The sequence below is a fragment of the Pseudoalteromonas sp. BSi20311 genome, from assembly GCF_000239875.1.
GTDB lineage: Bacteria > Pseudomonadota > Gammaproteobacteria > Enterobacterales > Alteromonadaceae > Pseudoalteromonas.
Window position 1 is genome coordinate 1 of the sequence record NZ_BADU01000190.1, and the last position, 14,412, is coordinate 14,412.

Below are 14,412 nucleotides of genomic sequence, written 5' to 3' on the forward strand. Positions count from 1 at the left end.
TTTAGTCGAAAGACTTTAAATTTAAAAATTAATAATAAGAAAATTGAAAAGAATTTTCTTGGTGACAATAGCGTTTTGGACCCACCTGACCCCATGCCGAACTCAGTAGTGAAACGAAACAGCGCCGATGATAGTGTAGCATTTGTTATGTGAAAGTAGGACATTACCAGGATCCAATTAAAGAAACCCGTTACAGCAATGTAACGGGTTTTTTGCTGTCTGGAGTTTAGTAAATATCTAAGAGCCCATGCCAAACTCAGTAGTCAAACAAAACAGCTCGAAGGCGAGCCCCGCGGAAGGCCGCCCCGACACAATGATAGCATCGCATTTGCTATGTGACTTTTTATCGCTGTGGGCACTGCGACATTCTACTGCGCTGTGGCTACGAAGTAGCCCACCGACTCTAATTAAAGGCATCAGATTAAAGTAAAAAAAGTAGGAACTTAAAGCCCTTACTATGGTTTACTTATGCTGTAATAGTTTCGAAGTTTGTAGTGAAATATTTTCATTGATATCAGCGAATCCCCTATTTGCTCAACATTACCATGCGGTTATGGATCTGACGTGTTAAAATTTGGTTTTAGATTTCGTATTATTGAGGTGTCGATTGCCAACGAGTGATTATCAACGAGTGTTAAATGAGATAACTCAAGAGGTTAAGCTTTTACTAACGCAGGGTAAAGTTGCCGATTATATACCGGCATTGGCAGAGGTTTCTCCTGAGCAGTTCTCTATTGCTATTTATACTACGGACGGAGAAATTTTCTGCGCCGGTGATTGTGAGCAACGTTTCACAATTCAATCTGTCTCTAAGGTTATGACTCTGACATTAGCGTTGCAACGCTATGGCGATGAATTATGGAATAGAGTTGGCAAAGAGCCTTCAGGTACGGCGTTTAACTCTTTGACACAGCTTGAGTTTGAAAAAGGTATTCCACGTAACCCATTTATTAATGCAGGGGCGATTGTTACCTGTGATGCTCTGTATAGTCGTTTATCTGCACCTATGCACTCTATGCTTGAAACATTTCGCGATTTGTCAGGCAATCGAAGCATTGTAATAGACAAACAAGTAGCTAACTCAGAGTATGAGTTTAGGCATCGAAATGCGGCAATGGCACATTTAATGAAATCATTTGGTAACTTTGAGAATGAAGTAGATGATGTGCTTTGGTCATACTTTAATTTTTGTGCCATAGAACTTAATTGTATCGAGCTTGCTAAGGCGTACAATTTTTTAGCCAATAAAGGGATCGATTACAGCTCAAAAAAACGAGTGCTTTCTAGTCGTCAAAACAAGCAACTAAATTCGTTGTTATTTACCAGTGGGTTATATGACGCAGCGGGTGACTTTGGTTATCGTGTTGGTATGCCGGGTAAATCGGGTGTTTCTGGAACAATATTAGCGGTGTTACCGAATAGGTTTACAGTTGCAGTCTATTCACCGGGATTAAACTCTTTTGGTAACTCAGTGGCGGGAATAGCAGCATTAGAGCTGCTATCTAAAAAGCTTGATATATCGATATTTTAGCTTTGTTTAGCGTAACGGGATCTTATTGATCCCAATACACTTGTTCTAAACAATCTTCGCGCTCAGGCAAACCACGAGATAAGCGAGGAGAGTGCTGTACAAGTACTTCAAAGCTTGCACGGTTAGCATATTTGCTAATTTGTGCGAGCGAAGAGTAGGTAATGGCCTGTTGCTGATGCTTTGCTGAATTAGCAACATTCAACTTATGATAAACATTCGCTGATAAGTCATGTAAAACCGCGGCTAAAGCACAGTCACCGGCACCATTGGTATTTTTAATCGAGTCAGGCCCACCCATAAACGGCGCAGTATGGCTGTATGCCTTTATAGGATTTTCACAGTCAACTTTACGCATTGCACGTGAAAATTCATAACGATTAAAATCTGGTATAGCACCCGGTAATAATGGGTACTCTGTTTCACGTTTGCAGCTGTCATCAACAAAGCCAGCCATAAATAAGCCTTTTTCACCGGCTGTACAAATAACTAAGTCAACCCAGTCTAATGCTTTGTCAGCAGCAAGAAGTGGATCTTCATATCCAGTAATTGCTTGGCCTTCTTCTTCGTTCATAGCAAGTATATCAACATGCTTTTCTACAAAGTTAGCCCACCATGTCGGGTCCTGCTCGATAAGAAACTTAGTCCCTAGAGTTAATACCACCGGTACATTTGCATCGTTAGCGTACTTGATTGCTTGCATGGTCGCTTCGGTCATGGTTTCATCACCTTGAGTACGCATTAAATAAGCACTGATGACTAATGCTGATGAGCCTTCTATTAGCTCTTTATCAATTGACTCTGGCTTTAGGTAATTCATCAGGCCAGCACTAATAGCAAACGTGCGCTCACCTGTTTCATCAATCAAGGTAAAGCAACGGCCAATAGGACCATCGACTGGTTGTAAGTAGTCTAAATCTACACGACTTGAGTTATTACATAAAAATCGATAAGCATAACTGCCTATTTTTATATTTTCGCTCATTACGCCTAATAGTACCGAACGATCATCAGCAAGTACGGAATAGTTGTGCATTGTGTTGCCAACGGTTCCTCCTGCGAATTCGTAATCGACCATATCGTTTAGTTTTAAGCGATCGTATAAAGCATTAGTGATGTCATTATCTATAACTTGCGACATCCCTCGGCGCAATTGAAATTCATCGAGAAAAGCTTGGTCAACCTTAGCTTCTATATCAACAACGATTTGATCGATTCCCGTAATATAGCTGCGGTGTAATCGCTCTGTGGCGTTAAGTTGATTGGTCAGTGGATCTTTGGCTTCCACTGGAAAATAATGTTTATGCCTGCGGCGTCCAGGAAATTTCATTTGCTACCCGTGTTGTGAGCTAAATAAAAAAAGCGTGAGATTATAGCGTAAATCGCGCCTTATGAGCCATGGCAAACCACTTAAATTTGTTTTATTTTTGCAATAAAGTGATCAATAACGCATTTTATTACGCTAAGTTGGTATAATTACGGCATAAAAAATAGTTAAGTAATAATCATGACAGAGCCATTTGACGACCAATATTGGATGGAACAAGCCCTTGTGTATGCAAAACAAGCAGAGCAACTCGATGAGATACCTGTAGGCGCTATTATTGTCAAAAATAATCAGCTTATAAGTGCGGGTTATAATCGCTCAATTACTGATAATGATCCGTCGGCTCATGCTGAGATGATAGCGGTAAGAGAGGCCGGAAAAGTGCTTAATAACTATCGCTTAATTGATTGCACCTTGTATGTCACGTTAGAGCCGTGCTCTATGTGTGCAGGTTTATTGGTGCACAGCCGAATTAAACGCTTAGTATTTGGTGCAGCCGATGCTAAAACGGGTTCTGCTGGTTCAATTATGAACTTGTTGCAAGAACCTCGTTTGAACCATCAGGTAGAAATAACGGGTGGGGTATTAGAGACACAATGTGCAGAGACTATTTCGAGTTTTTTTAAGCGCCGTCGAGCACAAATAAAGGCTGCAAAGCTAGCCGCTCGTATTGCTAACAGCGATTAGTCAGCTGCTGCTATTAGAGCATCTAACTCAGCCATTTGTTGCATAGCGAACATGCGGCGACGCCAAATAACCTTTTTATGCAAGTTTCTTAACATCACTCGACGGCGAGTAGCAGTTGAGTGCTTTATACAACGTTTAAGTTGATGTGTACGTCTACGTTTAAGCATGACTTATCCTTATGTGCTTGGTGATGACACAAATTTTAATACAATTGAGCCAGATTATTGAATAATTGATTGCAAGTAAACAACTATTTGCTTTTCTGGCATGTCGCTAATTCAGCGCGAAATTTCATAGCATATTTATTTCTCTTTTTCGACTTCATCACTAGTACGTTGATTTGCCTCATCTGGTTTAATAGTCTGCTCTTTTGTTTCGCTTGCTGGCGGTATAGTTGCCATTGCGTCATTTTCATCCAGCCAAACAAGCGCATCGTAATAGCGACGAATATTATCAACGTAAGTCACTGCAACATCACCGCGAGCATAGCCATAGCGGGTATTACGGTAGTGACGTTTTTTTACTAGTAATGGTAAGCGCTTTTTAACATCAGCCCATTTATCAGGGCTAGCGCCTTGTTGCTCAGTAATTATGCGGGCATCATTGACGTGGCCCCAACCAACATTATAAGCGGCAAGTGCAAGCCAAGTTCGATCAGGCTGCGGGATTCTATCTGGTATACGCTTGATTAATTTTGCTAAGTATTGAGCACCGCCACGTATGTTTTGTTCTGGCTCTAAGCGATTAGTAACACCGACTTGTTTTGCAGTGCGCCTTGTTAGCATCATAATACCGCGCACCCCCGTTGGCGATTTAGCTCGTGGGTTCCACATCGACTCTTGATAACTCAATGCAGCAAGTAAGCGCCAATCAAGGCTACCCGCATATTGCATAAACCAAGGTTGATATTTAGGCAGTGTTTCTTTTATGGCATCTATATAAGCTAAGGTATTAACGTAATTAAACTGACGGACATGGCCAAAATACTTCTCTTCAAGCACATAAAGTTGATTGTTTTGTTTTGCTTCACCAAAAAAAGGAACTAGCAATGCGTATAAAGAATCATCATTTGATTTTCGAAGTATCCATGCAATTGAATCATTACGGGTAACTGAAAAGCCAATACTCAAGTTAGGATGATAGCGCCTAAATAACGCTAATGTATGAGAATCCGCTAAGGTGTAATCTATTTCCCCATCAATAACGGCTTGTAGTAACTCTTCTTCATCAAACTCTTCGGTTTCATTCCAAGTTAAATCTGGGTTGTTTTGTTGTATTTCCTCTAATGTGAGCGAGTGACTACTTTTGGCAATAACAGTGAAGTTACCAGTTAAATCATCAAAATCTCTTGGGCGTTCTCGGCCTTGTTTAAATACTAATTTTTGACTAATTGTTCTGTAAGTTGGGCCATAGCGGTAACGTTCGGCGCGCGCCTTGTTAAAAGTAAGTCCAGAGGCAATTAAATCGAGATCGCCACTATCTAAGCGCGCAAACATATCGGATAAATTAAAAAAGGGCACAATTTCGAGCTCTACCCCAAGGTAGTCGGCGAATGCCTGAGATAGTTCAAATTCAAACCCTTGTTCACCTTGAACAGCTTGATAGTAATTACTTGCACTGGCGAGTGTACCAACACGAATTTTATTTTCTGCTTTAATTTGGGCAAGCTGTGTTGACTGCTCTTGTGTGTTACAGGCACACAAAAGGATGACTAACGTAATGATTGTTATTAGCTTTATCTTCAACATATTCGCCTCTTTAGCATCGTATCTCCTGTTATAACAAAACTTACTGATTACGTCACTTACCGTTTAATCGCAGTTAGTAAAAAATTGGTGTAAACAAAAAGAAAAAGTTAATTTAATGAAAAGCGCATTTTTGAGTTAAATCTGAGAGTAATTTGGACTATAATACGCGCCTAAAATATCGTTCAATCCCTAACCCCGGGTGAAATTACTTATGTTGATCCTTCGTGGTGCACCAGCACTTTCAGAGTTCAGAGTTAATAAAATTTTAGCGCGTTGCCAACAATCGCAACTTCCTGTCACCAATGTATATGCCGAATACGCTCACTTTGCCGATTTAACATCGCCATTAAACACTGATGAGCAAACTAAGCTAGAAAAGTTGCTAACTTACGGCCCAACAATTGCTGAGCATGCGCCAGCGGGTCAGTTGGTATTAGTAACGCCTCGTCCTGGTACTATTTCGCCATGGGCTTCAAAAGCGACTGATATCGCTCATAACTGTGGGCTTAAGCAAGTTCACCGAGTTGAGCGTGGTATTACTTACTATGTTGAAGGTGATTTAAGCGCCGAGCAACTTACACAGGTTACAGCGCTTCTTCATGACCGCATGACTGAAGCTACTCATAGTAAATTAGAAGATGCAGCGCAGTTATTTCGCAGTGATGCACCTCGCCAAATGTCATCAGTTGATATTTTAGGTGGCGGCCGTGAAGCATTAGCCGTAGCCAATATAGAGCAAGGGTTTGCACTTGCTGATGATGAAATTGACTACTTAGTTGAAAACTTCATCAAGTTAGGGCGCAATCCTAACGACATCGAATTATTCATGTTTGCACAAGCAAACTCAGAGCATTGTCGTCATAAAATATTTAATGCTGATTGGACTATCGATGGTATTGAACAGCCAAAGTCGCTGTTTAAAATGATTAAAAATACCTTTGAGCATAATCCTGAAAATGTACTGTCTGCTTATAAAGATAACGCAGCCGTAATGAAAGGCTCAAAGGCGGGTCGCTTCTTCCCGAATGCGCAAGGTGAATATGCGTATCATCAAGAAGACATTGAAATTTTAATGAAAGTTGAAACCCATAACCACCCAACAGCGATTGCTCCTTTTTCTGGTGCCGCAACTGGGTCAGGCGGTGAAATCCGTGATGAGGGCGCAACCGGTCGAGGCTCTAAGCCAAAAGCGGGTTTAGTGGGCTTTACTGTATCTAACTTACGTATCCCTGGTTTTGAACTGCCTTGGGAAAGCGATTTTGGTAAGCCGGGTCGTATTGTAAACGCACTTGATATAATGACTGAAGGTCCACTAGGTGGCGCTGCATTTAATAACGAGTTTGGTCGTCCTAATTTATTAGGTTATTTCCGTACTTACGAAGAAAAAGTAACAAGCCATAATGGTGAAGAGGTACGTGGTTACCACAAGCCAATTATGCTTGCCGGTGGTTTAGGTAATATCCGTGCTGATCATGTTCAAAAAGGCGATATTCCAGTTGGTGCAAAACTCATTGCACTAGGTGGCCCTGCAATGAACATTGGCTTGGGTGGTGGTGCTGCATCAAGTATGGCATCGGGTCAATCAAATGAAGATTTAGACTTTGCATCAGTTCAGCGTGAAAACCCAGAAATGGAACGTCGTTGTCAAGAAGTGATCGACAAATGTTGGCAGCTAGGTGATGCAAATCCTATTGCGTTTATACACGATGTGGGCGCTGGTGGTTTATCAAATGCATTCCCTGAGCTTGTTAATGATGGCGGACGTGGTGGTAAATTCCAACTACGCGATATCCCTAATGATGAGCCGGGCATGGCACCACACGAAATTTGGTGTAATGAATCGCAAGAGCGCTATGTGCTTGCTGTGGGCGTTGAAGACTTTGCACGCTTTGAAGCAATTTGTAAGCGTGAGCGCGCACAATATGCAGTTATTGGTGAAGCAACAGAAGAGCGTCATTTAACGGTTGCGGATAGTCATTTTGATAACAGCCCTGTAGATTTACCATTGGATGTATTATTAGGTAAAGCACCTAAAATGCATCGTGATGTTACGTCGCAGCAAGTAGTCGGTACTGCACTTGATATGGATGCTATTAATCCTGCGGATGCAGCGCAGCGATTATTACGTTTACCAACCATTGCAGAAAAAACGTTCCTGATTACTATTGGCGACCGCTCTGTAACTGGTTTAGTAGCGCGCGATCAAATGGTTGGCCCTTGGCAAGTGCCTGTGGCTAACTGTGCAGTTACCGCAGCAACTTACGATACCTACCACGGTGAAGCTATGTCACTAGGTGAACGTACTCCAGCGGCATTACTTAATTATGGCGCCTCAGCACGTTTGGCTGTGGCCGAGTCTCTTACAAATATTGCTGGTGCTAATATTGGTGGCTTAGAAAACATTAAGTTATCTGCAAACTGGATGGCGGCTGCGGGTCACCCTGGCGAAGACGCAGGTCTATATGAAGCGGTAAAAGCCGTAGGTGAAGAGTTATGTCCAGCACTTGGGTTAACAATCCCAGTAGGTAAAGACTCGATGTCGATGAAAACGACATGGAAAAATGAAGATGATACAACTGAGCAATCAGTAACATCGCCTCTATCACTGATTATTACAGCCTTTGGGCGCGTTGATGATGTGCGTAAAACGGTGACTCCACAGCTGCGCACTGATAAGGGCGACACTTCGCTTATTTTAGTTGATTTAGGTGCGGGTAAAAACCGACTGGGCGCATCAAGCCTTGCACAAGTATATAAGCAGCTTGGTGATGTTACTCCTGATGTAGACAGCCCTGAGTTACTAAAAGGCTTTTACAATGCTATGCAGGCGCTAGTGGCTGATAGCAAGCTACTTGCGTATCACGATCGTTCAGACGGTGGCTTGTTTACTACTATCGCTGAAATGGCGTTTACCGGACATACCGGTGTAACCGTAGATTTAGCGACTTTGACAGGCTCTGATATTGAAGCGCTTTATAACGAAGAGTTAGGTGCTGTAATTCAAGTAGCAAACAGTGATTTAGATGCTGTAAAAGCTGTATTTGAGCAGCATGGTGTTGCCGCAATTAGCCATGTGATTGGCTCGCTTAATAATGACGATAACATTGTATTTAATCGTGGTGAGCAAACAGTACTTAATCATACGCGTACTGAGCTTCGTACAATTTGGGCCGAAACAACCTATCAGATGCAAGCGCGTCGTGATAACCCTGAGTGTGCTAAGCAAGAGTTTGACGCTAAATTTGATGCAAAAGACCCAGGCTTAAACGTTAAACTTAACTTTGACTTAAACGAAGATATTGCTGCACCGTACATTGCGACAGGTGCTAAGCCACAAATGGCTATTTTACGTGAGCAGGGCGTTAACTCGCACCTAGAAATGGCTGCTGCGTTTAACCGTGCTGGTTTTGCTGCGGTAGATGTTCACATGAGTGATATTTTAGAAGGTCGTTTAACGCTTGAACAGTTTAAAGGTTTAGTGGCGTGTGGTGGCTTCTCTTACGGTGACGTATTAGGCGCGGGTGAAGGTTGGGCTAAGTCAATATTGTTTAACGATATGGCACGCGATCAGTTCCAAAGCTTCTTCCATCGTGAAGATACCTTTAGCTTAGGTGTATGTAACGGTTGTCAGATGCTATCAACATTAAAAGAGTTGATTCCAGGTACTGAACATTGGCCGCGCTTTGTAACTAATAAGTCAGAGCGTTTTGAAGCACGCTTTAGTCTGGTTGAAATTCAAGAAAACCCATCGGTGTTCTTTAATGGTATGGCAGGTTCACGTATGCCAATTGCAGTTTCACATGGTGAAGGTCATGCAGAATTTGCAAATGATGCGGCAACTAAGGCTGCACTTGCAAGCGGCACCGTAGCAGTTAAGTTCGTTGATAACTACGGTAATCCAACAACACAGTACCCAGCAAACCCGAATGGTTCACCTGAAGGGATCACCGGTATTACATCAACAGATGGTCGTGCAACTGTAATGATGCCACACCCTGAACGTGTATTCCGTGCGGTTGCTAACTCTTGGCACCCAGATGAGTGGGCCGAGGATAGCCCATGGATGCGTATGTTTAGAAATGCGCGTAAAAATGTAGGTTAATATACACGCTGGATTCATGATCTAAATGTAAGATAAAAAGGCTGCCTTGTGCAGCCTTTTTTGTTTAGACTGTTCAAGGTTCAAGGTTCAAGGTTCAAGGTTCAAGGTTCAAGGTTCAAGGTTCAAGGTTCAAGGTTCAAGGTTCAAGGTTCAAGGTTCAAGGTTCAAGGTTCAATAAGGATAGTATGATCAAACGCATCGCATGGGGAATCGTGTTTTTATTTCTGAGTGTTTTAACACTGGGTTATGTATTTCGTATGCCTATAACTCAATGGGCTATAGCGCCATCTTTGAGCCAATCTGGTGTTGAACTACATTGTTTAGATTGGTCACTAAATGCAAATATTAGCTTAAACGTAAACCGATTATGTTTGACTTACCAAGGCCATCAAATTGAGCATTGTGGCTGATACAAAAAAAATAACTGTTGGCCGCGCTAATCTTCGTTTAAATGATAGCGAGAGTGTCTCAGCAAGTAATAATTCCTTCAAAAAGCTGGCACTTAGTTTACCCAAAGAGCGGCCGAAAATTGATATCAAAAGATTGTTAATTACCCACCCACAACTTCATGATGAACTGGTAGTTAGCATTGGTGAAGAGAAGCTAAATACATTTGTGATTTCAGGTGATGCAATCGCAGAGGTAACAGTCAGCAATCATAAAATTACTGGTCACTTTAAGTTAGTTGATGGATTACTAACAAAGATAAAGCCGATACCCGCGTTTTCATTAAACAGTGGGCATGAGTTCACCTTTGATGGGTTATCCGTTGATATAAAATCAAACATAGATGCTGAGTTTACACAGCAGTTTAGTAAATGCCCAGTAACGCTAAAGGCTTTTGGTGATATGAATATTTACTATCACTTTAACGATAAAAAAGCCTTGTTAAATACACAGCAATTAACCAGCTTGGTAACGTTTGAAAGTGATTGTTTGGCACTTATAAACAATCAATCACAGCGTGAATTTGTAGCCAAGCAGCTGCCGTTAAAATGGCAATTGATGCTTAGTGATACGGTAAAGTTTGAAAACGGACAACTTGTTATACCGTCAATGCTATTAAACACTAAAAATAGTGAAACGAAGCTGAGCCTGAAAAACCTAGCAATTAATATTCAGCAGCCGTTAGAGTATGCCAAAGGCAATATTAAGTTATTGTTTATCAGCGAAGGTATTGAGCATATAGAAATAGATGCAGCTTTAAATAACTTGGCTGTGAATGGCAACTACCAATTAAACGTCGATGAGCTGCCTGGTTTTTTACCTGTATCAGCTAAAAAGGTAGCAAGCACTGGCCTATTTCAAATAGAGAATGTTTTACAGCGTCAGCAAAATGCGAAAATAACCAGCGAGATTGGTTTTGCTGAGCTTAGTTTTGATAAATTAACAGTAAAGGGCTACAAGGCACAGTTTACGACTGAGATTGACGATAAACAAAATATCAACGCAAGCTTGGATAGCCATTTACGCTCAGTGGCTTATGAGCAATACCAAGTGCGTGGTGTAAATAATCAATTATCAGCATCTTCTAGTTTGGCTGTTGGCGAATTATTTGTCGATTTAAACAGTGAAACTAAACTTACCCAACTTAACAGTGATCTTTTAAACCTAAGTAATATTCGCATAAGCTCTAAAGGCCTGCAAAGTCGGGCGCTTCAAGCCTCACATCATGTATTTATTGATGGTATTGAGTTGGTAGCCAGTCACCACATATCTGCTGTGGAACACCCATTTGAGATAACAGTTGCAGATCAAGCTGTGACTAAATTTAACCCTGTTTTACAGCAGTTTGAACCATTAGCCACGCTGACCGACGGTAGCTTTAATGGAGTTGTTCGCGGAGATGTTAATTTACAGCAGGCTGAGTTTGCATTTCAAGTCGAACAGGTAAGTGGCTTATACAACGATTATTTAGCTAAGCATTTTAGCAGTCGCTTAACGGGTTCTTATGATTCAGGGCAGCTTAATGTGGCTCCTACTACATTTGAATTAAATGAGTTACGAGCAGGTGCTGTTGTGAGTAATATTGTCGGTAATTTTAGTGTTGAGAACTCTATTGCTCGCGCTGAAGAAATAACTGCTGATGTACTTGGTGGTCGTTTTGCTTTGGATAGCTACAAAGTGACGGAAAAAGCGCAGCAGTCTTTGGTCACATTTGAAAATATTGATGCGAGTAAACTTATTACCTTAGATGATAAATCGGGCATTACACTAACTGGTCGAGTGAATGGCCGCTTACCCGTTTACTTTGATCAACAAGGTATTTCGGTAAAATCCGGTGAATTATCTAACCAAGGAACAGGTAAACTAGTTATTACTGACAATGCAGCTTTTGATGCAGTTAAAGCTCAGCAACAAGAACTGGACCCGATTTTAAGCTTGTTGGAAGATTTAGACATTCAGAGCTTAAACAGTAGTGTTGACTTAAAGCCTGACGGTTGGCTTTATTTAGGTGTAAACTTAAAGGGATACAATAAGGAACAGGCGCAGCAAGTTAACTTTAATTACAACCATGAAGAAAATGTTTTTACACTCTTAAGAGCATTGCGCTTAAGTGATGAAATTACTCAAAAAGTTGAACAAGAGTATTCAACAAAAGGAACTAAAAATGACTAAATGGCTGATAATACTTACAGCACTGGGGTTGCTTAGTGCATGTACGCACCGCGTTGAAGTGGCAGCGAAAGAGCCTATCACCATTAATTTAAATGTGAAGGTTGATCATGAAATTCGCGTAAAAGTTGATAAAGAGCTAGATGACTTATTTAGCGATGACAGTGAGTTATTCTAAGGAGCAATTATGAGTTTATTAAAAAATAAAAAGTTAAACGTGATCACACTTTTAAGTGCCGCTTTATTGTCATTTTCTGCTTGGGCAATCAGTTTAGATGATGCTAAAAACCAAGGGCTTGTGGGTGAAGATAGCTCAGGTTATTTAGGTTTGGTTGTACAAAATGCAGAGGCTAAAGCGGTTGTTGATGAAATTAACGCAAAGCGCAAAGCACAATATTTAAAACTTGCGAAAAAGAACAACTTGTCACTTGCTCAAGTAGAAGCATTAGCAGCGGCAAAAACCATTGAAAAAACCCAAGCAGGGCATTTCGTTGAAGTTAATGGTGAGTGGGTTAAAAAATAACTCTGTGCATTATTAAAAACCAAAAACCGAGCTTATGCGCTCGGTTTTTTGCAATTTTCAAGTAGCTGCTGCCAAAAGTGAATGCCTTTACGGCGAGCTAAGTTGATATTGTGCTCAGGAATTGACTCCGGCTCGTTGTATTCATCTAGTGCCGCGCTCATGCTTGCTTCACGTATTAAGTGTAAAGTAGGAAAAGGCGAGCGATTAGTATAATTTGCAGCGTCATCTTCATCACTATCAGCGAATACATAATCAGGATGAAAGTTTGCAATTTGGTACTTTCCCTCAAATCCTTGTGCAACTAATAGCGCATTGGCTAAGTCAACAAGGTCTAAAAAATCTTCAAAATCAGTAAAGCCATTATCAAATATTAATAAAGTGGTTTCACGCTGAGGATCACGGTCAAGTTGGATACATTGTTCAAGCATATCCATAACAGCATCATCAATTTTTGAGGTGTTACTAATGGTGTAGTGAATGCAGTTATTTTCAACTTCTTTACGGGCAAATGGACAAAAATTGTATTTTACAATCACAGCGCTTACCCATTCACGGGTTTGAGATATAGCTAAGTTGGTCACGATTTTGGCTCTAAATAAGGAGTTATAATGGCAAGCGTTTTGGCAATAGCGCCTTGGTTTTTAGCAACGCACTGAGCTGCTTTACTGCCAAGAATATCACACGCTTTGGTGTTTTTAATTAAGCGAAGCAATGCAAGCACCAGTTCGTCAGTATTTTCAACCACATGGGCGCCTTTGAGTTTAATCAGTTCAGGGTAAACATGGTTAAAGTTGTAGGTATGAGGGCCGGTAAGTACACCCACTGAAAAAGCTGCCGACTCTAATGGGTTATGGCCACCACGAGGAATTAAGCTGCCACCGATAAAGCTAATATTAGCGGCACCATATAGATATTGTAATTCACCTAATGTGTCGGCTAACACAATTTGTTCATTATTATAATTTTTTTGACTGCGACGACTAAAGCTGAGATTAGAGTGAGTCAGTAGCTCTGCAACTTTATCAAATTGTTCGGGGTGACGTGGCGCAATGATCAGTAAAGCGTCAGGATGTGTTTCTAGTAGTTGCTGGTGGGCTGCTAAAATAAACTCATGCTCTATAGGGTGTGTAGAACCTGCGACCCATATAAAGCGTTCTGCTTTTTTATAATGTTGCTTTAAAGAGGCTACTTTATCGAGTTGTGCAGTGGTTGGGGTAATATCAAATTTTATTGATCCCGTTACACGGCTTTTTTCAGCAGGTAGCCCTAATTCAATAAAGCGATTTGCATCTGTTTTGTCATGACTTGCAAGTGCGGTAATTGATTGCATGATACTGCGAGTTAGCTGGGCCACTTTTTCGTAGCCTTGCTGAGACTTTTCAGATAGACGTGCGTTAACAACCAATACGGGTATATTTTGTTTGTGCGCATTAACCATTAAGTTCGGCCATAGTTCCGTTTCTAAAATACAGAGTAATTGCGGTTTTACTCGTTTTAAAAAGCGAGTGGTGGCCATAGGAAAATCAATGGGTAAATAACTAACAGCAACGCTTTGTTTAAACTGTGCGGTAACTTGCTCTCGTCCTGTTGGAGTATTGCAGGTAATTAAAATATTTAACTGCGGTTGTTCATGTTGTAGGGCTTTAATTAAAGGAGTTGCAGCTAACACCTCGCCCACTGAAGCACAATGAAATACAACTGGTTTGTTGTTTGAAAATAAAGCGCGGCTTATGAAGCCAAAACGTTCCTTAAAGTGAGCGCGATATCCCGCGTTTTTTTTACCTCTTAATACATATAAATAAAATACAATCAGCGGGCTAATAATAATTAATGCGAGTGAATAAAAAATGCGTGCCATACTGTTGCTTTATATAGATGAAA

General features: G+C 41.0%; 12 protein-coding genes and 1 rRNA gene. 8 read left to right on the top strand and 5 right to left on the bottom strand.

Going from position 1 to position 14,412, the window contains the following annotated elements:
- Positions 1-57 precede the first annotated feature (57 nt).
- Together rrf and glsB are read left to right on the top strand one after the other, a co-directional pair.
- Positions 58-172, top strand: a 5S ribosomal RNA gene (gene rrf / locus P20311_RS18110).
- Positions 173-607: 435 nt separating this feature from the next.
- Positions 608-1,531, top strand: coding sequence for a glutaminase B (glsB, locus tag P20311_RS18115; protein WP_008115561.1), 924 nt, complete (start codon positions 608-610; stop codon positions 1,529-1,531).
- A 22-nt stretch (positions 1,532-1,553) separates the two neighbouring features.
- On the opposite strand, the gene P20311_RS18120 is transcribed toward glsB, so the two are convergent.
- Positions 1,554-2,858 carry an inosine/guanosine kinase gene (locus P20311_RS18120; protein ID WP_036985324.1) on the bottom strand — a complete coding sequence of 435 codons (1,305 nt, stop codon included), beginning with the start codon at positions 2,856-2,858 and terminating at the stop codon, positions 1,554-1,556.
- A gap of 177 nt (positions 2,859-3,035) precedes the next feature.
- Here P20311_RS18120 and tadA point away from each other — a divergent pair, with 177 nt between their 5' ends.
- Entirely contained in the window at positions 3,036-3,542 is a 507-nt protein-coding gene (tadA, locus tag P20311_RS18125; RefSeq protein WP_008115564.1) for a tRNA adenosine(34) deaminase TadA, read from the top strand.
- On the opposite strand, the gene P20311_RS19170 is transcribed toward tadA, so the two are convergent.
- Both P20311_RS19170 and mltF read right to left on the bottom strand, forming a co-directional pair.
- Positions 3,539-3,709 carry a hypothetical protein gene (locus P20311_RS19170; protein WP_008115566.1) on the bottom strand — a complete coding sequence of 57 codons (171 nt, stop codon included), beginning with the start codon at positions 3,707-3,709 and terminating at the stop codon, positions 3,539-3,541. The two genes, tadA and P20311_RS19170, sit on opposite strands and share 4 nt — an antisense overlap.
- Positions 3,710-3,844: 135 nt before the next feature.
- Positions 3,845-5,290: a membrane-bound lytic murein transglycosylase MltF gene (mltF, locus tag P20311_RS18130; protein ID WP_008115569.1), complete on the bottom strand. Its 1,446-nt coding sequence runs from the start codon at positions 5,288-5,290 to the stop codon at positions 3,845-3,847.
- 211 nt (positions 5,291-5,501) lie between these two features.
- Between mltF and purL the strand changes: the two genes are divergently transcribed.
- The 5 genes from purL (at position 5,502) to P20311_RS18150 (ending at position 12,531) form a co-directional block, all read left to right on the top strand.
- The gene (gene purL / locus P20311_RS18135) at positions 5,502-9,392 is read left to right on the top strand and encodes a phosphoribosylformylglycinamidine synthase (RefSeq protein ID WP_008115570.1); all 3,891 of its coding nucleotides are present in this window, start codon (positions 5,502-5,504) and stop codon (positions 9,390-9,392) included.
- Positions 9,393-9,577: 185 nt separating this feature from the next.
- Positions 9,578-9,802: a hypothetical protein gene (locus tag P20311_RS19405; RefSeq protein WP_008115572.1), complete on the top strand. Its 225-nt coding sequence runs from the start codon at positions 9,578-9,580 to the stop codon at positions 9,800-9,802.
- Positions 9,795-12,011 (top strand): YdbH domain-containing protein, encoded by a 2,217-nt coding sequence (locus tag P20311_RS18140; RefSeq protein WP_238529463.1) that lies wholly within the window; start codon positions 9,795-9,797, stop codon positions 12,009-12,011. Before P20311_RS19405 ends, P20311_RS18140 begins: the two co-directional genes overlap by 8 nt.
- The gene (locus tag P20311_RS18145) at positions 12,004-12,186 is read left to right on the top strand and encodes a YnbE family lipoprotein (RefSeq protein ID WP_008115575.1); all 183 of its coding nucleotides are present in this window, start codon (positions 12,004-12,006) and stop codon (positions 12,184-12,186) included. The genes P20311_RS18140 and P20311_RS18145 overlap by 8 nt, the downstream gene beginning before the upstream one ends.
- 9 nt (positions 12,187-12,195) lie before the next feature.
- A complete protein-coding gene (locus P20311_RS18150; RefSeq protein ID WP_008115577.1) occupies positions 12,196-12,531 on the top strand; it encodes a YdbL family protein in 336 nt (111 codons plus the stop codon).
- Positions 12,532-12,563: 32 nt separating this feature from the next.
- Here P20311_RS18150 and P20311_RS18155 read toward each other — a convergent pair whose 3' ends face one another.
- Positions 12,564-13,112: a DUF1415 domain-containing protein gene (locus P20311_RS18155; RefSeq protein ID WP_008115579.1), complete on the bottom strand. Its 549-nt coding sequence runs from the start codon at positions 13,110-13,112 to the stop codon at positions 12,564-12,566.
- Positions 13,109-14,389: a lipid IV(A) 3-deoxy-D-manno-octulosonic acid transferase gene (waaA, locus tag P20311_RS18160; protein WP_008115581.1), complete on the bottom strand. Its 1,281-nt coding sequence runs from the start codon at positions 14,387-14,389 to the stop codon at positions 13,109-13,111. The genes P20311_RS18155 and waaA overlap by 4 nt, the downstream gene beginning before the upstream one ends.
- Positions 14,390-14,412 lie beyond the last annotated feature (23 nt).